An 18,831-nucleotide genomic window follows, 5' to 3' on the forward strand; every position below is an offset into this window, starting at 1 on the left:
CGTCCGCCGGGAACAAAATCAGCGCTCGGCCTCCTTAGGCTCCCGGTCCACCTCGGGGAACGGCGACGGCTCCTGGACGCCCTGCGTGAGCTGGCGCGGCCCGCTGGGGCTCTCCGCCTCCTGGGCGTCCGCGACCGCCTCGGCGGCCGCCTCCGACGCCTTGAGCACCTCCTCGTCCGTCTGCGACGTCTCGGGCACCTCCTCGCGCGTGGCCGCCGACCTGGGCAGGGCCTCCGTGAACGCCTTCGAGACCCCCTGCAGCGCCGAGGTGACCTCGCTCGGGATCACCCAGAACGTGTTGCCGTCACCCTGTGCCAGCTGCGGCAGCACCTGCAGATACTGGTACGCCAGCAGCTTCGGGTCGGGGTCGTTGCGGTGGACCGCCTGGAAGACCTGGTCGATGGCGCGCGACTGGCCCTCGGCCTCCAGGATGGCCGCCGTGCGCTGGCCCTCGGCGCGGAGGATGCGGCTCTGCTTGTCGCCCTCGGCCGTGAGGATCTGCGACTGCCGCTGGCCCTCGGCCGTGAGGATCGCGGCGCGCTTGTCGCGCTCGGCCCGCATCTGCTTCTCCATCGCGTCCTTGATGGTCTTGGGCGGGTCGATGGCCTTGATCTCGACGCGGTTGACGCGGATGCCCCACTTGCCGGTGGCCTCGTCGAGCACCCCGCGCAGCTGGCTGTTGATGGTGTCGCGCGAGGTCAGCGTCTTCTCCAGGTCCATGGAGCCGACCACGTTACGCAGTGTGGTGACGGTCAGCTGCTCGACGGCCTGGATGTAGTTGGCGATCTCGTACGCCGCCGCCCGCGGGTCGGTGACCTGGAAGTAGAGGACCGTGTCGATCTCGACGACGAGGTTGTCCTCGGTGATGACGGGCTGCGGCCGGAAGGAGACGACCTGCTCGCGCAGGTCGATCATGGGGTAGACGCGGTCGATGTACGGGATGACGAAATTGAGACCCGGCTTGAGCGTGCGGTGGTAACGGCCGAGTCGCTCCACGTTGCGTGCCCGCGCCTGCGGGACGATCCGTACGGCCTTGAGCACGGTGAACACGGCGAACAGTATGATCAGGAGTCCGACCAGCAACAGTGGATCCATGAGTCACTCCCGGGGATAGACGAGGGCTGTCGCCCCTTCGATCTCGATGATGTCGACGGTCGCTCCCTCGGGGATCACCAGCGTCTCGTCGTAGGCGCGTGCCGACCACTCCTCGCCCCCGATGCGTACGCGACCGTCGCGGCCCGTCACCTCTGAGACGACGTAGGCGGGCTTGCCGACCAGTGCTTCCACGCCGAACCGCTGCAGCGGCGGCTGCCTGATGTGGCGCATCGCGATGGGCCTGAGCACCAGCAGGCCGGTCGCGGACGAGACCGCGAAGCAGAGCAGTTGCAGGGGGACGGGCAATCCGATGGCCGCGGTGGCGGCGGTCAGAAGAGCGGCCGCGCCCAGCAGTCCGAGCGAGGCCGTGAGGGTGAATATCTCGGCCACCCCGAGGACTACCGCGAGGATTACCCAGACGATCCAATCTGCCATGTCCGGCCCTCCTGATGGGACAACGGGCCTGTGTCTGTAACTGGTTCCCCCTTCTCTACCGTAATCCTGGAATCATCCTTACGGCACCCGGTCACCTGCGGGATCGACGTAGGGCCGGGCGCTCCCTTGCCGCCATCTCTCCCACGACAGCTGCCAGAAACCCCATCCGTTGCTCCATTCGAGTTCACGGTCGGTGCCGATGATCGTGACCGGGTCGCCGCGCAGCGAGCCGTCGTAGAACCAGGCCGCCTGGTCAGGCCTGGCGTTGATGCAGCCGTGGCTGACGTTTGCCCGGCCCTGTGCCCACACATTGTCCTTGGCGTGCACATATTCGCCGCTGTTGGAAATGCGTACCGCATGGTCGATCATCACGTCGTAATAGCCGGGCTCGCCTTTGACGCGCCCCGGGGAGATCATGCGGACCGGGTCGCCCTTGTCCATGGTCAGGTGGATGCCGCTGGTCGTGGTGTATTCGGGAGTGGTGGCCATGCCCGCGCTGATGGCCATCCGCTGCACGATCGCACCGTCGCGGCGGACGCGCATCTGGTGGGTCCTCGTGTTGATGACGCTGATCTGCGCGCGGCCGACGGTGAAGGAGAAGGTGGAGTCGGTGGCGCCGTAGAGGCCCGCGCCCGCGCGTACGCCGGCCAGATGCGCGGTGACCGTGACCCGCTGGTGCGGGGTCCAGAAGCGGTGGGTGCGGTAGATCACCTGGGTGTCACTGGTCCACCGCCACGCGCCCTCGACCGGGCGCTCCGCCTTGACCTCCAGCGTCCGCTCGACGGCCGCCTTGTCCGCTATCGGGCTGTCGAAGTCGATGATGACCGGCATGCCGACGCCGACCGTCTCGCCCGGCAGCGGCGTCGTCGAGGCCACCTGGAAGGTGTGCTCGACCGGGCGGGTGCGGAAGCGGCCCATCGCCACCGTGGCCGGGCCGCGGGCGCCCTGGGCCGTGGCGGTCACCGTGTATTCGGCCGCGGGCTTGAGCGTCCAGGCCGAGTGCCAGATCGTACGGGAGCCGTCGAGCCGCCCCGGCACCTGCTCTCCGCCCACGGAGACCAGCACCCGGTCGAGCGTGCCGCCGAGCGACCTGATCACCAGGCCGCGGTCGGTGCGGGCCCGCCTGGCGTCGAAGGCCGGCGAGACCTGCACGACCGGCGGCGAGGACGGGGTCCCCGCCGTCACGGACGTGCAACCGCAGGCCAGGAGGAGCAAGGTGACACAAGTCAGCACCGCCTGCCGCATGTCACTCCTGAGGGTACGAGGGAGGGGGCGAACCCAGAGTAGCGGTCAGTCAGCGATCAAGCACGTTGAGTCACTTACACGATGGTTCCGGAAACTTCTCCCAATGTCAGCTCACCGGCCCTGGCCCGGATGGTCACCGTGTCCCCGTCCTCCAGGAACGAGCGGGTCTCGCCGCTCGAGAACTTGAGAGGCTCGCTCCCGTTCCAGGTCAGCTCGATGAGCGAGCCGCGCTCGCCCGGCGCGGGCCCCGAGATCGTGCCGCTGGCGAACAGGTCTCCGGTGCGCAGCGAGGCCCCGTTCACCGTCATGTGCGCGAGCATCTGGTCGGGCGTCCAGTACATGCTCGAGTACGGCGGCCGCGACACGACCTCCCCGTTGAGCACGATCTCGAGCGAGATGTCCAGCCCCCAGTCGCTCTGCCTGCGCAGGTAGCCGACCGGCTCGGGAAGCTGGGCGCGGCCGGGGATCCTGGGCAGCGCCTCCAGCGGCGTGATCCACGGAGAGACCGACGTGGCGAACGACTTGCCCAGGAACGGCCCGAGCGGCACGTACTCCCATGCCTGGATGTCACGCGCGCTCCAGTCGTTGACCAGCGTCACCCCGAACACGTGCTCCTCGAACGCCCCGGCGGGCGAGCCGAGCGTGGTCGGCACCCCGACCACGAACCCCAGCTCCGCCTCGATGTCCAGCTTCGCGCACGGCCCGAACGCGTCGGGCCCGAGCTGCCCTCGCGGGCGTCTGACCGGCGTGCCCGACACGACGACCGTCCCCGCCCTGCCGTGGTAGCCGACGGGCAGGTGCCGCCAGTTCGGCTGCAGCGGTTCGGTGCCCGGCCGGAAGATCTGGCCGATGTTGCTCGCGTGGTCGATCGAGCAGTAGAAGTCGACGTAGTCGGCCACCTCGAACGGCAGGTGCAGCCGCACCTGCTCCAGCGGGATCAGGTGCCGCTCCGTCATGGAGGTGTCGTCGGTCAGCTTGTTCTGGATGAGCGCCCTGGTGTCGCGCCAGGCCGTGCGCCCGCGCGCCATGAACGGGTTGAGCGACGGGGCGGCGAAGACCTCGTCGTGCAGGGCCGGCGCCAGGTCGAGCACGTGGTCGCCGTACCGCACACCCACGCGGGGCGCCTCACCGGGACGCGAGAAAACGCCGTAAGGAAGATTGTCCACACCGAATGTCACAGGCCCTCCTTCGTCGGTCCTGTGACAAAAGTGCTGTGTCTATTGGTTCTCTCGCTTCGCTCGTTCACGTGATCAGCCCCAGTGTGCGCAGGTCCTCGACGGGGGTGCTGGTGCTGCATGAGCCGTAGCTCACGAGCAGTTGCCGCGCCCGTTTCGCGGTGTCCTCCTGTACGGAGTGCGCGAGCCGTACGATGTGGCCCACGTCGGTGGTGCGCAGGAGGGGCACGGGGTCGCGCCCCTCCACGGCCTCGCAGACCGCCAGCACCAGGTTCAGGAAGCCGTGCCGGTCGACGCCGAGCGAGGGGTCGAAGTGGCGTACGGCGTGATGCAGCCCGGCCGTGGCCTTGAACGGGATGTCGTGCTCGACGCAGAACCTGATGAACGCCCCGAGATGCTCCGCCGGCGGGAACGCCTCCGCGGTCAGCCCGCCGCAGCGCACCTTCAGCCCGATCCCGTCGGGCACGTCGACGCCCAGCCTCGCCGGCGCCAGCTCCACGAAGAGCCGCACGCTCTCCGTCAGCCCGAGCCCGCGGGCCAGCACGTCGATCGTCATGTCGGGCGGCAGCGCGGCCTCGACGAAGTCGACGGGCAGGTCGTCAAAACCGGGCACCTCCTCCTGGTCCAGGATCAGCCCGATCCGCCGCGGCCGGTAGTCCATGTCGCGCAGCCGGTGCAGCCGGCTGGCCGGGCAGAGGAAACGGTGGGTGAGCACGGAGCTGCCGTGCTCCAGATCCCGCCGGTTGCGGGCCAGCGCCTCGTCCATATGCAGGGACGTCGGCGGGAACAGCCCCGCGTCGTCCACCAGTGCCGTGTAGACGTTCATCGTGACCACGTCCACGCATAGCCGGCATCCTCGCAGGACAGCGCGCCCTGGCCCAGGTCGAGCGGGCGGAACGTGTCCACCATGACGGCCTTCTCGCTCGTCGTCGTGACGCCGCGGGAGACCGCGTCGATCACCGCCTCGACCGCCCCGGGCTGCGGCCCGTGCGTGAAGCCCGCGGGGTGCAGCGAGATCGAGCCGACGTCGATGCCCGAGCCCTTGCGCGCGGAGTAGTCGCCGCCCACGTAGAACATGAACTCGTCGGAGTCCACGTTGTGGTGGTTGTACGGGATCGGCACGGACTCGGGATGGAAGTCGAGCGGCCGCGGGCAGAACGAGCACACCACGAACCCCGGTCCCTCGAACGTCTGGTGGACGGGCGGCGGCGCGTGCGTCTTCTTCACGATCGGCTCGAAGTCGTCGATGTTGAACGCGAACGGATAGAGGTAGCCGTCCCAGCCCACCACGTCGAACGGGTGGTTGCGGTAGACCAGCCTGCTCAGCCCGCCGCGCGTGCGCACCAGCACCGGCACCTCCTCGCCCTCGACGAGGAGCGGCTCGGCCGGGGCGCGCAGGTCGCGCTCGCAGTAGGGCGCGTGCTCCAGGAGCTGCCCGTACTGCGACAGGTAGCGCTTGGGCGGTCTGATGTGCCCGCTCGCCTCGATGGCCAGCATGTTGACCTGGCCGTCCGGCACCCAGCGGTGGATCGTGCCGGTCGGGATGACGATGTAGTCGCCCTCCCCGGCCTCGATCACGCCGTACGTGGACTCGAACCTGACCCGGCCCCGCTGCACGTAGACGCATTCGTCGCCCATCGAGTTGCGGTAGAGCTCGCTCGCCCGGCCGCTGGTGGCGTACGACAACCGGACGTCGCCGTTGCCCGCCAGCAGCATGCGCCCCGTGACCAGGTCGCCCGCGCTGGACAGCTCCTGCGTGCGGAAATGGCGTGGCGAGAGCGGCAGGTTGGGCTCCAGCCGCGTCTCGCCCGTGGGCGTGACCGCCTCCGCCTTGACGATCGCGGTCGGCAGGTAGCGGTGGTACAGGAGGGAGGAGTCGGATGAGAAGCCCTCCTCGCCCATCAGCTCCTCCGCGTAGAGACCGCCGTCCGGCCGCCTGAACTGCACGTGTCGCTTGCGCGGCACCTCCCCAACGACGCGGTAGTACGGCATCTCCTGCCTCCGTAACAACTCCGTAATGATGTCCGTTAATCGGACGGAAGTGTCCTTTATATGTAACAACCGTCCGCCATCGGCCTGGAGATGTCAACCCAGCGCGGCGGCCAGCTCGGCGGCGGCGGCGACCACCCGAGGGCCCGTGGACTCCTCCAGCGGCCCGAACGTCACCACCCCCACCGACGCCTCCAACCAGGACAACCCGGTGACGGGCGCGGCGACGCCCCGCGCACCTTCCTGCAACTGCCCCTCCGTCGTGAAGTAGTCGTCACGCCCCTGGCGCAGCGCCAGGATCGCCTGCCCGGCCGCCCCTTTCACCAGCGGATGGCGCGAGCCCTCGCGGTAGGCCACGTGCATGTCGGTCCAGGACGGCTCGACGACCGCCACGGCCAGCCCGTCCTCGCCCTCGGCCACGGTCAGGTGCGCGGTCGCGCCCACGTCCTCGGCCAGCCGCCGCAGCGTCGGCACGGCCGCCGCCCGCAGCAGCGGCTGCACGGCCTGCGCCAGCACCAGCATCCCGAACCCCAGGTGGACCCGCCCTTCGGCGTCCCTGCGTACGAACCCCTCGCTCATCAGCGTCGTCAGCAGCCGGTACACCACGGGCCGGCTCAGCGACAGCTCGGCGCTCAGCTCGGTCGGTGTGCGGCCGCCCTTGCCGTCGGCGAGCAGTCTGAGCAGGCGGAGCCCGCGCTCCAGGGTCTGAGCGGATTCAGCGGCCATACGAACGATTATCCCGTGACTCTGCGCACTGAGAGGGGTACGTACCGGGTCGGGGGGATGATGATGCTGCGGCAAGGGTGGGTGCTCGTGCTCGGTGTGCTCGCCATGTGCGCGCTGTACACCACCGTGCCCAGGCTCGCCATGACGTTCATGGCCCGGCAGATCCCGCTCCATCCCCCCGCCGACAGCCTGGTCGAGAGCACGTTCGACCTCACCCAGGGCATCGAGGTGCGCCAGCAGCTGCTGCCCACCACGAAGGGCGTCACGTTCCGCCCCGCCTACCTCGCCGTCGGGATCAGGGTCGACCAGAGCGGCAGGCTCTACGGCACGCCGCAGCGCTCCGGCACGTACGTCACCCCCATCGGGATCTGCGTCGGCCAGTCGTGCCAGGAGCAGCCGCTCACCCTCATCGTGCACGGCAACGTGCCCTGGGAGCCGCGTGAGCTCACCTTCCCCGGCCAGATGGGCACCCCGCTGGACAGCGAGATCGGCGTCAACGGCGGCCCGCCGGGCGTGGTGCCCACCTTCACCGTGACCGACTACGCGAGGCTGCCCGCCGGCGTGACCATCGGCCCCGACGGTCACGTGGGCGGCGTGCCCGCGGCCGCCGGCATCTCGGAGGTGCCCGTACGGATCTGCGTGGCGGGCAACTGCGCCGGCGTCGTGGTCCGGCTCATCGTCGTCTGAGCGGCGCGGACGGTCCCTGGTAGGGCCCGCCTCACCACAAGTCGGGGGACGGCGGGCATGATTCCGCCCGGGTGCGCGGCGGACACTTCAGGTACAGATCGCTCACCTACGGAGGTCCGCCATGAGCACCGTCATGGAAGCACCCAGAACCGACCCCCTGCCGCCCGTCGTGCACACCGCCGCCATGCTCTGGCTGGCGGCCGTGGCGTTCGGCGCGTTCGAGACCGTCCTGATGGTCGCCCAGCTGCTGTACGAGGGCACCGCCACGGTCGCCGAACTGCTGCCCCAGGCGGGGATCCGGCTGGCGGTGTTCGCCGCGGCCGTCTTCCTGGCGCTGCGGCTCAGGCGCGGCGAGAACTGGGCGCGCCTGACCCTCGCCGTGACACTGGGGATCTTCGGCACGCTCTCGCTCGTCATCGGCCCCGTCCAGTGGCTGCTGGCCGGCGGCTCGATCGGCGAGGCCGTCGCCGGGGCGGACGTGATGGGGCTGATCTTCGCGGGCAGCAGGATCATGCACGTGGTGGCCGTGCTGGGGGCGGTGACGCTGATGTTCCAGCCCAGGGCCAACGCCTACTTCAAGAGACCGGCTCGCCTGCCGGCGCCTTGAGATTGCGCACGCCGGGGGAGAGCAGGGCGGCGAGCGTGGACAGCACGACGATGACCGCGCACCCGAGCAGCGACTCCTCCGTGCCGAACCACTCCGCCGCCCGCCCCGCGAGCACCAGCCCGATCGGGCCGAACATCAGCGACCCGAGCATGTCGTACGCGCTGACCCGCGACAGCGACTCGCCCGGTATCTCCCGCTGCATCGTCGTCTGCCACAGCACGCCGAACACGTCGAAGCACACCCCCAGCACGAACGCCCCGATCACGATGGCCCAGAGCGGCGCGTCCAGCCCGAGCAGCACGTACGGCAGCGCGACCGGCAGGCAGAGCAGCACACCCATCAGAATGGGGCGGCGCGGCCGCAACCGCATCGCGATCAGCACCCCGACGATCGTCCCGACGGCCTCGCCCGCCAGGAACGCCGACCAGGCCGCCGGGCCGCCCAGGGTCTCCTTGGCCAGCAGCGGGCCCAGCACCCCGTGACCGGCCTGGATGGCCATGACGATCAGCGAGAACTGCGCGACCACCACCCAGATCCACTGCCGCGAGGCGAACTCCCGCCAGCCGTCCCGCAGATCGGCCACCACCGAGTGCCGCCGCCTCGGCTCCGGGGCCGTGTCCGGCTTCATCCGCATCATGGCGATCAGCAGGCCGGCCGTGGTGAACATCGCGCCGCTCACGATCAGCGCCCAGCCGCCGCCGAGGAGCACCACCGCGCCGCCGCCGAGCACCGCGCCCAGCACACGGGCGGCGTTCGCGCCCAGGCCGATCAGCGCGTTGCCGGCCTGCAGCCGGTCGACGGGCACGACCTCGGGGATGATCCCGGTGAACGCGGGGAACGCGATCGCCGTCGCCACCCCGCTGAACGCGGCCGCCGCGCACAGCGCGGGCAGCGGGGTCCAGCCGGTGAGCAGCATCGCCGCCAGCGCGAGATACCCGGTCGCCATCAGGAAGTCGCCGGCCATCAGCACCGACGTCCGCGGCAGCCGGTCCGCGAGCACGCCGCCGAACAGGGTCAACGCGATCATGGGCACCGCCTCGGCGGTGAGCACCGCGGACAGGGTCGAGGCGGTGGCGCCGGGCAGGCCGAGCACGCCGAACGCCAGGGCCACCGGTGCGAACGCGCTGCCCAGGACCGCGATGGTCCTCGCCGACACCAGCAACGCGAACCGGCGATCCCGGAGCAGCCCGAGATCGCGTAGATAGCTCTGCACCGGGCGCAACCCCCCATGGAAAACGGCCAAACTCCGTTATTCTGCCGTTCTCCATGGCCCTTGTCGTGCGAATATTCCTCCGGTAACAAGACCTGACACGGAATGTGTCCGCCTTTGGCAAGACTCCGGTCCCCTTTCTCCCGTAATTTGCTAGGGCCCGGCTGTCGGCGAGGGGACTCCATGGGTCGGCTGGTCTATCGCGGTAGGTGGACGCTCCTGGCGCTGAGCCTGGTGGCGGCCCTGCTGATCGCGCCGCTGGCCAGGTCAGGGCGGGTGACCGGCGGCGGCTTCGAGGACCCGCGCACCGGCTCCGCGATCGCCGCGCGCTGGAGCGAGCAGTGGTACGGCGGCCAGAGCCCCGACGTGGTCGTCCTCTACCGGCATCCGGCGGTCAAGGTACGCGACCCGCGGTACAAGAAGGCAGTGCACGACTCGCTGCGCCGGCTGCCGGACGCCTATGTGCGGCGGATGGCCACGTACTGGACGACGGGGTCGAAGGAGATGGTGTCCGGGGACGAGCACTCGACGTACGCGCTGATCACGCTGAAGGGCGCCAAGAGGGAGAGCTACGCGGCCATCGCGGGGCGGCTCAGGAGTGCCAGGAACCTCTACGTCAAGGTCGGCGGGGCGGTGCCGACGCAGGCGGAGCTGGACGCCCAGGCGGCCGCCGACCTGGGCCGCGCCGCCGCCGTCGGGGCGCCGGTGCTGCTGGTGTTGCTGGTGGCGGTGTTCGGGAGCCTGGTGGCGGCGCTCCTGCCGCTGCTCGTGGGGGCGCTCGCGGTGCTCTGCGCGCTGGCGCTGCTCCCCGAGGTGTCCGTCTACTCCTGGTACGCCGTCATGCTGCTCGGGCTCGGGCTGGCCGCCGGGCATTCGCTGCTCATGCTCAGGACGTTCAGGGAGGAGCTCAGAGGCGGGGCGTCGAACGAGGAGGCGGTGGCGCGGACGATGGCCTCGGCCGGGCGGGCCGTCGCCGTCTCCGGGGCGACGGTGGCCGCGTCGCTGCTGGCGCTGCTGCTGTTCCCGCAGCCGTTCCTGCGCTCGATCGGGCTGGGGGCGGCGGCGGTGGCGCTGATCGCGGCGGTGGCCGCGCTCACCTTGCTGCCTGCCCTGCTGGGGATACTCGGGTCCCGCGTGGACGCGCTGAGGCCGGTACCCGACTTACCGCAGGGCGGCGGCCTGTGGCACGCCGTCGCGTCCGGCGTGGTGCGCCGGCCGGTCGCGTATCTGGTGGCGGTGACGGTCGTGCTGGTGTCGCTGTCGGCGCCGCTCTCGCACCTCCAGTTCGGGAACGCGGACCACAGGGCGCTCCCCGCCGCCTCCGACAGCCGCCTGGTGGCCGAGGCTCTCGACCGGGACTTCCGCGGGAACGCTCTCTCGCCGATCGACGTGCACGTCCTGGCCGACGGCGTGCTCTACGCCCGGCCCTTCATGGAGCAGGTGGAGCGGCTGCCGCACGTCACGGGTGTCGACGTGGCGGGGGAGTCGAGGAAGAACGGCGACGTGCGGCTCGCCGTACGGCATGATCTCGACCCCATGTCGGCGCAGGCCGAGGCGCTGGTCACGTCGATCAGGTCCCTGACGCCCGAGCCGGAGGTCAGGCAGGTCGTGGTCGGCGGGTCCACCGCCGCGCGGCTCGACCTCTCCGGCAGCCTCTCCGCCACCCTGCCGTGGCTGGCGCTGGTGGTCTGCGCGGTGATGTCGGTGCTGCTGTGCGCGGGCTCCGGGTCGCTGGTGCTGCCCGTTCGCGCGCTGACGGCCATGGCGCTGTCCGTGGGGGCGTCGTTCGGGGTGCTCGCGTGGGCCTTCCAGGGCGGGTGGCTGGGGTTCGCGGGACCCGTCGACGTCTCCGTGGCGCTGCTGATCGTGGTCGTGCTCTTCGGGCTGTCCGTGAGCTACGAGGTGTACCTGGTCTCCCGGGCGCGTTCCGAGTGGCTGCGTACCGGGGACCACGCGGGGGCCGTGGCGGCGGGGCTGCGGGAGACGGGCGGGGTGATCACGGGTGCGGCGCTCCTGCCGATGGCCGTCGCAGGGGCGTTCGCGACGGCGGGGATCACGGTGGTGCGGCTGCTCGGTGTGGGGCTGTGTGTGGCGATCGCGGTGGACGCGGTGCTGGTGTGCGTGCTGCTGGGGCCCGCTTCCCTGTGGTTGCTGGGCTCCGCGAGCTGGTGGCCGCTCCGGCCCCGCGAGCGCGCCGGGCCGCGCGAGGACCCGCCGCCCCTTCCGCTGCCGCCCGCGGACCGGCGGCCGATCACGGCGGGCGGCTCCGATCAGCGCCCGATGCTGACCCTCAAGGGAAGACCGGCCGTCTTCGGCGCGGACACCGATCCCGTGCCGGTGCCCGCCGAGCCCGCGGAGCTCGACCGGCCCGCGTGGGAGAAGGTGGCGGAGGGACGTACCAGGGCGGTGCGCGCCAATACCGACGGATCAGGCTGGAAATGGGTCGAGGTGGACGAATGAGGCTGACGTGAAGTCATGGATTTCATTGAACGTTATTGATCGTCCGGATAGTGTGCGATATGCCCACGATCATCCCCTGGAAGTTAAGGTGCCATGCGACGGCGGTTACGGCAGCTCTTCGTCATCGGACTCGCTCTCTCACTCCTAGGCATCGGCGTTCCGGCGTGGTCGGAGGACGACCCCAGGAGCTGTAACGACCTGATGTCCGCCGACACCCCGGCGTACGTGATGTGCCGGTGGCTGGCCACCCCCGAGGAGGCCGCGGACATCGCGAAGTTCTGGCTCGACAACGACGGTCAGCACATGCAGGAAGCCGGGCCCCAGAACCCCATCACGGTGGACTGCACCGAAGAGGGCAACGTGTGCCCGACCGACTCCGAGGGCGACGGCGAGATGCACGACGTCGACTCCCCGGACGTCCCGGGCGCCGAGGACGGCGGCACGCCCGAATGCAACAACGGCACCGAGTGCGGCTACGTCGACCCGACCGGAGTCACGGCCGCCGAGAAGACCTCCGCCCAGGAGAGCATGGCGGGCAAGGCCGCGCAGGCCGTCGTACAGACGAAGATGCGCCTCTGGATCGAGACCGAGCTCGCCGACGACTACAAGGCGGGCAAGCTGGCCGAGGCCGTCAAGAAGGTCGCCGCGCTGGTCGCCGCGCAGCCGGGCGTCGTCGGCGTCAGGTTCACCTCGCAGCTCGGCTTCAACCAGACGTTCACCACGGCGGACGAGCTGGACAAGTTCGTCGCCGAGACCACGGCCGCGCTGCGTACCGCGGTGCCGGGCAAGAAGCTGGCCGCGCACACGGTGGTCCCGGTGTTCGGCTGCGGCGCCAACGACGCCTGCAAGGCCGAGATGACCAAGAAGTACCCGCTGCTCGACCCCGAGCGCATCGGCGCCTGGCTCAACAAGGGCCTGATCGACCAGCTCGCCCTCGACAACGGCCACCTGGCCACCGAGTACGCCACCTGGAAGATCGACGCCGCTGAGGCCCAGCGCAACCAGTCGATCCAGGTTCGCGCCCGCGCCTGGGACGCCTACGCCCAGATCGCCGTCGAGGACGCCTCCTTCGCCGCCTCGGGGTCCTCCCAGCTGAACGAGGAGCAGGCCACCAAGGCCATCACCGAACGCATCGCCTCCCCGCTCCAGGAAGACGCGGCGGAGACGGTCACGCTGTGGACGCGCTGGCAGAACAACCAGGGCCAGGTCAACCGGGTGTACGGCGAGAAGTGGGCCGCCAACACCACCTGGGAGCAGCTCAAGAAGCTCGACTCGGTCCGCGCCCGGCTGGCGACCATCTACGACCCGGCCAACCCCGAGGTGGACGTGACCACGGACCTGAAGAACCTCTCGGAGGTCTTCGGCCAGGTCTACCTGCACGCCGCCTGACTCTCCCTCCGTAAGGCCCGGGGCACCGCTTCGCCGGTACCCGGGCCTTCGTCATGAGCCGGGTCTCAGAGGAGAGTCCCGCCCGTGACCTCGAACCTGGTCAGGGCCGCGTCGATCCGGGCCAGCGTGTCGGGGTGCAGGGTGAGGTCGGCCGCCGCGAGGTTCTCCTCGATGTGGGCAGGGGTGCGGCTGCCCGGGATGGTCACCACGTGCTCGTCCTGGTGCAGCAGCCAGGCCAGGGCGAGCTGCGCGGGCGTGATGCCCAGCTGCGCGGCCAAGGCCCTGATCGGGGCGTAGCGGTCGTTGTTGCTCGCCAGGTTCTCGGTGGAGAAGCGGGGCGCGTTGTGGCGGAAGTCGCCCTCCTCGAGCGTCCGCACCGTGCCGGTCAGGAATCCGGTGCCCAGCGGGCTCCACGCCACGATCCCCACGCCCAGCTCCCTCGCGGTCGCCAGCAGGTCGGGGTCGATGGGGCGCCACATCGACCACTCGTTCTGCACGGCCGTCACCGGGTGCACCGCGTGCGCGGCCCTGAGCTGGGCGGCCGTCACGTTGGACAGGCCGATGTGCTTGATCAGTCCGTCCCGTACGAGCCCGGCCAGCGCGCCGGCCACGTCCTCGATGGGGACGCCGGGGTCCGGATAGTGCGAGTAGTAGAGGTCGATCACGTCCGTGCCCAGGTTGCGCAGGCTGCGCTCCGCGTAGCCGCGGATCAGGCGGGGCTCGGTGTTCACGCGCAGCTCGTTGAACGCGTAACCGACCGGATGCGACCGGCTCGGCTCACCCTCGGGAATCGCCAGGCCGAACTTGGTCGCGACCACGACCTCGTCCCTGCGGCCCTTGATCGCGCGCCCCACGAGGCGCTCGTTGTGGCCGTCCACGCCGTACGCGTCGCTGGTGTCCACGTGGGTGGCGCCACCGTCCAGCGCGGCCTTGAGCGCCACCTCGGCGCGGTCGTCGTCGATCTCGCCGTAGACGCCCGGCGAGAGCACCATGGCGCCGAAGCCGAGGGCGGGAACCTGCAGGCTGCCAAGCGTTCGTGTCTTCATGCCCTCGATCCTGCTGGGCGGAGGCCCGGCGCGTCCAAGACCCTTTGCTATAACCACTGGTTATGGATGTGCACCTGCGAGAGCTGCGGTACTTCGTCGCGGTGGCCGAGGAGCTGAACGTGACGCGGGCCGCCGAGCGGCTGTTCGTCTCCCAGCCCGCGCTGTCGAAGCAGCTCAGGGTGCTGGAACGGCAGCTCGGGTTCCCGCTGTTCGAGCGGGTGCACGGCGGCGTGGCACTCACCCGGCAGGGCGAGGTGCTCCTGCCTGCCGCCCGCGACCTGCTCGAACGGTGGACGGCCGGGGTCGAGTCCGCGCGGGCGGCGGTTCCCTCGGGGACTCTGGTGATCGGGATGCAGACGGCCGTGGGCAGAGGGCTGCAGCAGGCGGCGCTGCGGCGGTTCCGGGCGGCCATGCCGGGGTGGGAGGTGTCGCTCCGGCTGGTGGGCTGGGACGATCCCAGCGGCGGGCTGGCTGACGGGTCCTCCGACGTGGCCTTCATCTGGCTGCCGGTGCCGCCGGGGCTGGAGACGTACGTGCTGGCCACCGAGGACAGAGGGGTGGCCATGCCGGACGATCACCCGCTGGCGGAGCTGCCGGAGATCCCGTTCGGGGCGCTGCGCGACGAGCCGTTCATCGCCCTGCCGCCGACGGCGGGTCCGCTGCGCGACTTCTGGCTGGGGCTGGACGCCCGCGACGACGAGCCGGTGATCGGGGTCACCGCGAACACGCCTGAGGAGGTGTTCGAGGCGGTGACCAGCGGGCTCGGGGTCGTGCTCGTGGCCGAGGGCAACGCCACGCTCTACAACAGGCCCGGCCTGGTCTACCGTCCCGTGACGGGGCTGCCCCCTGGAGAGCTCGCCATCGCCTGGCGCGAAGAGGATAGAAGCCCACAAGTAGCGGCATTCATCAACGCGCTACGACAAGTCGCCACTAAGGTCTGACGGGACAGCTGATCCCGTGGAAGGGCGAGACATGAGCGATCACGACATCACCTTCGACCTCATCGACGCCGACAACGACGGCCGCATCTCCGCCGTCGAGCTCGTACGGTTGATGGAGGTGCTCGGCCAGCCGATCAGCCTGGAGGCCGCGCAGGACGGCGTGCGGAAGCTCGACAAGGACGGCGACGGCCTGATCGACAAGCGGGAGTTCGCCGACTTCCTCCAGAAGTGATAAAAACAAGCTCTTGCTACACAATCTCCTGTTGCCTGGGTCACAATGGCGACGGGAGGGACGATGGTCATCACGAGTGATATCCCCGTGCAAGCCCTCAGGGCGGGGGTCGGCACGGTCACAGAAGAGGTGATCGAGGAGATCCAGACCCGGATCCCCGAGTACGCCCGGCCATCGGACGGTCTTTACCTCAAGGTCATCAGGATGGCGGTCGAGCAGGCCATCGAGGGCTTCCTCAACCGCATCGAGAACCCGGACACCCCCTGGGACCCGGAGCCGTTCCGCATGATCGGCAAGGGCGAGGCGGCCGAGGGCCGCAACCTCGAGCCGCTCCAGACCGCGATGCGGCTCGGCGCCCGGGTCGGCTGGCGGCGCCTCACGGAGCTCGCGGAGCCGCTCGGGCTGTCCCCACAGACCCTGTACGACCTGGGCGAGGCCATCTTCGTCTACCTCGACCAGCTCGCCGACGCGGCGGCCGAGGGCTTCGAGGAGGCCGGCGCGCGCGCCGCCGGCGAGATCGAGCGCCGCCGCGCCCGCCTGCTCGACCTGCTGCTCAGCCACCCGCCCGCCGGCGCGGAGGCCGTCGCCGAGCTGGCCAAGTCCGCCGGGTGGCGGCTGCCCAAGACCGTCGCCTGCGTGGCGCTCGACGACCGGCACGGCATGCCGGCGCCGGCTCCCGACGTGCTCCTGGGCCTCGACCGGCCGGTCCCGTGCCTGCTCGCGCCCGACCCGAACGGACCCGGCCGGGCCCGGCTGCTCGATCACGCCCTGCGCGGGCGCCGGGCCGCGATCGGTCCCGCCGTGCCCCTGGCCGCCGCCGCGACCTCACTGCGGTGGGCCGGCGAGGCGCTCGAGCTGTCGCGGCGCGGCGTCCTGCCCCGGGGGACGCTGCGGTGCGAGGACCACATGGCGACGCTGGTGGTGTTCAAGGACGAGGAGCTGGTCAACGCGCTGGCCGAGGTGCGGCTCGCGCCCCTGGCGCACCTGCGGCCGGCGCAGCAGGACCGGCTGGCGGAGACGTTGCTGGCCTGGCTGCGGTACGGGCGCGGCGCGGGCGAGGTGGCCGCCAGGCTGCACGTGCACCCGCAGACCGTGCGCTACCGGCTGCGGCAGCTCGAGGAGCTGTACGGGGACCAACTCGCCGATCCTGACATCCGCTTCGAGCTGGAGATAGCGCTCCGCGCCAGACAGGCCGTCCAGGGGGCCTGAGCCCACCTCATGCCCTGACCTGCGCGCTCGGCGCTCCGGCGGCTCCAGGAGCCTGAGCGCGCCCGTTGGGGGTAGCGGTCGTCGCATGCGACTGACGTACACCTCCGACGTCTGGTACAAGAACGCCGTCGTCTACTGCCTCGACGTGGAGACGTTCAAGGACGGCAACGGCGACGGCGTGGGCGACTTCCGCGGGCTGACGCAGCAGATCGACTACCTCGCGGGGCTCGGCGTGACGTGCCTCTGGCTCATGCCGTTCTTCCCCACCCCCAACAGGGACGACGGGTACGACATCACCGACTTCTACAACATCGACCCGCGACTGGGCACGCTGGGCGACTTCGTGGAGTTCATGCGTACCGCCAATGACCGGGGCCTGCGGGTGATCGCCGACCTCGTGGTCAACCACACCTCAGACCAGCACCCCTGGTTCGTCGAATCCAGGTCGAGCAGGGACTCGCCCATGCGCGACTGGTACGTCTGGTCCGACACCCCCGAGCCGGACGACCCCTCGCAGATCGTCTTCCCCGACAAGGAGAACAGCGTCTGGCAGTACGACGAGAAGACGGAACAGTACTACCTGCACAGCTTCTACCGGCACCAGCCGGACCTGAACGTCGGCAACCCCGAGGTCAGGGACGAGATCGCGCGCATACTCGGTTTCTGGATGGAGCTCGGGCTGTCCGGGTTCAGGGTGGACGCGGTGCCGTTCCTCATCGAGAACGTCAACCCCCAGCTGGCGAACCCGCACGAGTTCCTGGCGGACCTGCGGGCGTTCATGACGCGGCGCAAGGGCGGGTCGATCCTGCTGGGCGAGGTCAACGTCCCCTACAAGGATCTGCCGTCGTACTTCGGCGAGGGCCTCGGCGACCAGCTCACCATGTGCTTCGACTTCATCGGCATGCAGAACGCCTGGCTGTCGATGGCCCGCAGCGACGCCACGCCGCTCGCCCGCGCCCTGCGCGAGCGCCCCAAGCCGCCGAAGGACTGCCAGTGGGCCATGTTCCTGCGCAACCACGACGAGCTCACCCTCGACAAGCTCACGGAGGAGGAACGGCAGGAGATCTTCGAGGCGTTCGGGCCGCGTAAGGACATGCAGATCTACGGCCGCGGCCTGCGCCGCCGCCTGCCGACCATGCTCGGCGGGGACCTGCGGCGCATCAAGATGGCCTACAGCCTGCTGTTCTCGCTGCCCGGCACACCCGTGATCTTCTACGGCGAGGAGATCGGCATGGGCGAGAACCTCGACGAGGAGGGCCGCATGGCGGTCCGCATCCCCATGCAGTGGTCGGCGGACGGCGGCTTCACCCAGGCGGAGCCGGTACGCGAGATCCCGGAGGGCTCCTTCGCGCCCGACCGGGTCAACGTGGCCGACCAGAAGCGGGACGTGAACTCGCTGCTGCGCTGGTTCCAACTGCTGATCGAGCGCTACCGCGAGTGCCCCGAGCTGGCGTGGGGCAGCTACACGGTGCTGGACACCGGCCGGCCCTCGGTCCTCGCCCACCGCTGCGACGCCGACGGGGCCACGGTGGTGGTCACGCACAACCTGTGCGAAACGGCCGTGGACGTGGAGCTGACGCTGGAGGGGCTGGAGGGTTACCACCTCACGGACCTCCTGGTGGACGGCACACTGGAGGTCTCGGCGGACGGCTCGGTACGGGTCCCGCTGGACCCCCACGGCTGCCGCTGGTTCCGCGCCTCACGCCCCGAGGTCGCCCCGGAGGACGCCTCGGTCAAGGCCCTGTGACAGCCGTGCCGACGGCGCCGACCTCGAAGGCGGCATCGCACCTGCCCCGGATGTGTTCGCTGTGAGTGGCGATGATCACGGCGCTTCCGGCGTCGCTCATCTCTCGCAAGGTGTCGAGGACCATGGCGGCGTTGGCGGTGTCAAGGGCAGCCGTCGGCTCATCGGCCAGGATCAGGGAGGGCCGCTTGACCAGCAGGCGGGCGAGCGCGACGCGCTGCTGTTCGCCGCCGCTGAGATGGTGGATCTTCTCCTTGTCGCGTCCGGCGAGGCCCACGCGTTCGAGCGCGTCACGGCAGCGGGAACGCCGATCCGCCCGGACGGTGGTCGCGATCTCCAGGTTCTCGGCCACCGTGGCGTTCTCGATGAGCGCATAACTCTGGAACAGGTAGCCGAGCACGTCACGACGGAAGCGGCGTCCGGCCCTCTTACCGAATCGGGTGATATCCGCGCCCTCATACAGGATCTGCCCGCTGGTTGGCGATTCGAGCAGGCCGATGCAGTTGAGGAGGGTGGACTTGCCCGCTCCGCTGGGGCCGGTCAGGGCCAGCATCTGGCCGCCGGCGACCGTGAGGTCGAGGTTCGCCCACAGCGTGCGGCGACCGAAGGACTTGGACAGCTCCTTGACAAGGATCACAGTC

At 70.2% G+C, this 18,831-nt stretch carries 18 protein-coding genes; 8 read left to right on the forward strand and 10 right to left on the reverse strand.

Annotated elements, in window-relative coordinates; translation table 11 throughout:
- Positions 1-18: 18 nt before the first annotated feature.
- The 7 genes from ABD830_RS46040 to ABD830_RS46070 form a co-directional block, all read right to left on the reverse strand.
- Positions 19-1,095, reverse strand: a complete 1,077-nt coding sequence (locus ABD830_RS46040) for an SPFH domain-containing protein (RefSeq protein ID WP_345001532.1) — start codon at positions 1,093-1,095, stop codon at positions 19-21.
- 3 nt (positions 1,096-1,098) lie between these two features.
- Positions 1,099-1,530, reverse strand: coding sequence for an NfeD family protein (locus ABD830_RS46045; RefSeq protein ID WP_345001534.1), 432 nt, complete (start codon positions 1,528-1,530; stop codon positions 1,099-1,101).
- 78 nt (positions 1,531-1,608) lie between these two features.
- Positions 1,609-2,775: a L,D-transpeptidase gene (locus ABD830_RS46050; protein WP_345001536.1), complete on the reverse strand. Its 1,167-nt coding sequence runs from the start codon at positions 2,773-2,775 to the stop codon at positions 1,609-1,611.
- Between the two features lie 74 nt (positions 2,776-2,849).
- A complete protein-coding gene (gene fahA, locus ABD830_RS46055; RefSeq protein ID WP_345001538.1) occupies positions 2,850-3,953 on the reverse strand; it encodes a fumarylacetoacetase in 1,104 nt (367 codons plus the stop codon).
- 64 nt (positions 3,954-4,017) lie between these two features.
- Positions 4,018-4,791 (reverse strand): hypothetical protein, encoded by a 774-nt coding sequence (locus tag ABD830_RS46060; protein WP_345001540.1) that lies wholly within the window; start codon positions 4,789-4,791, stop codon positions 4,018-4,020.
- Positions 4,773-5,942, reverse strand: coding sequence for a homogentisate 1,2-dioxygenase (locus ABD830_RS46065; RefSeq protein WP_345001542.1), 1,170 nt, complete (start codon positions 5,940-5,942; stop codon positions 4,773-4,775). Before ABD830_RS46065 ends, ABD830_RS46060 begins: the two co-directional genes overlap by 19 nt.
- A 93-nt stretch (positions 5,943-6,035) precedes the next feature.
- Complete coding sequence (locus tag ABD830_RS46070) at positions 6,036-6,665, reverse strand: helix-turn-helix domain-containing protein (RefSeq protein WP_345001545.1); 630 nt, start codon at positions 6,663-6,665, stop codon at positions 6,036-6,038.
- 15 nt (positions 6,666-6,680) lie between these two features.
- Between ABD830_RS46070 and ABD830_RS46075 the strand changes: the two genes are divergently transcribed.
- The gene (locus ABD830_RS46075) at positions 6,681-7,352 is read left to right on the forward strand and encodes a hypothetical protein (RefSeq protein ID WP_345001547.1); all 672 of its coding nucleotides are present in this window, start codon (positions 6,681-6,683) and stop codon (positions 7,350-7,352) included.
- A gap of 121 nt (positions 7,353-7,473) precedes the next feature.
- A complete protein-coding gene (locus ABD830_RS46080; RefSeq protein WP_345001549.1) occupies positions 7,474-7,959 on the forward strand; it encodes a hypothetical protein in 486 nt (161 codons plus the stop codon).
- On the opposite strand, the gene ABD830_RS46085 is transcribed toward ABD830_RS46080, so the two are convergent.
- The gene (locus ABD830_RS46085; RefSeq protein WP_345001551.1) at positions 7,928-9,172 is read right to left on the reverse strand and encodes an MFS transporter; all 1,245 of its coding nucleotides are present in this window, start codon (positions 9,170-9,172) and stop codon (positions 7,928-7,930) included. The two genes, ABD830_RS46080 and ABD830_RS46085, sit on opposite strands and share 32 nt — an antisense overlap.
- A gap of 180 nt (positions 9,173-9,352) precedes the next feature.
- Here ABD830_RS46085 and ABD830_RS46090 point away from each other — a divergent pair, with 180 nt between their 5' ends.
- Both ABD830_RS46090 and ABD830_RS46095 read left to right on the forward strand, forming a co-directional pair.
- Positions 9,353-11,629, forward strand: a complete 2,277-nt coding sequence (locus ABD830_RS46090; protein WP_345001553.1) for an MMPL family transporter — start codon at positions 9,353-9,355, stop codon at positions 11,627-11,629.
- Between the two features lie 93 nt (positions 11,630-11,722).
- On the forward strand, positions 11,723-13,018 hold the full coding sequence (locus ABD830_RS46095) for a hypothetical protein (protein ID WP_345001555.1): 1,296 nt from the start codon (positions 11,723-11,725) through the stop codon (positions 13,016-13,018).
- Between the two features lie 65 nt (positions 13,019-13,083).
- Here the strand turns inward: ABD830_RS46095 and ABD830_RS46100 are convergent, their stop codons facing one another.
- Positions 13,084-14,064 (reverse strand): aldo/keto reductase, encoded by a 981-nt coding sequence (locus ABD830_RS46100; protein WP_345001557.1) that lies wholly within the window; start codon positions 14,062-14,064, stop codon positions 13,084-13,086.
- 62 nt (positions 14,065-14,126) lie between these two features.
- On the opposite strand from ABD830_RS46100, the gene ABD830_RS46105 reads away from it, so the two are divergent.
- From ABD830_RS46105 to ABD830_RS46120, 4 genes are all read left to right on the forward strand, one after another.
- Positions 14,127-15,005 (forward strand): LysR family transcriptional regulator, encoded by an 879-nt coding sequence (locus tag ABD830_RS46105; RefSeq protein WP_345001559.1) that lies wholly within the window; start codon positions 14,127-14,129, stop codon positions 15,003-15,005.
- Positions 15,006-15,036: 31 nt separating this feature from the next.
- Positions 15,037-15,237: an EF-hand domain-containing protein gene (locus ABD830_RS46110; protein ID WP_345001561.1), complete on the forward strand. Its 201-nt coding sequence runs from the start codon at positions 15,037-15,039 to the stop codon at positions 15,235-15,237.
- 63 nt (positions 15,238-15,300) lie between these two features.
- Positions 15,301-16,446 carry a PucR-like N-terminal domain-containing protein gene (locus tag ABD830_RS46115; protein ID WP_345001563.1) on the forward strand — a complete coding sequence of 382 codons (1,146 nt, stop codon included), beginning with the start codon at positions 15,301-15,303 and terminating at the stop codon, positions 16,444-16,446.
- Between the two features lie 85 nt (positions 16,447-16,531).
- Positions 16,532-18,193, forward strand: coding sequence for an alpha-amylase family protein (locus ABD830_RS46120; RefSeq protein ID WP_345001565.1), 1,662 nt, complete (start codon positions 16,532-16,534; stop codon positions 18,191-18,193).
- On the opposite strand, the gene ABD830_RS46125 is transcribed toward ABD830_RS46120, so the two are convergent.
- A complete protein-coding gene (locus tag ABD830_RS46125; RefSeq protein WP_345001567.1) occupies positions 18,180-18,827 on the reverse strand; it encodes an ABC transporter ATP-binding protein in 648 nt (215 codons plus the stop codon). The genes ABD830_RS46120 and ABD830_RS46125 overlap by 14 nt on opposite strands.
- Between the last annotated feature and the right edge of the window lie 4 nt (positions 18,828-18,831).

The organism is Nonomuraea helvata, assembly GCF_039535785.1.
Lineage (GTDB): Bacteria > Actinomycetota > Actinomycetes > Streptosporangiales > Streptosporangiaceae > Nonomuraea > Nonomuraea helvata.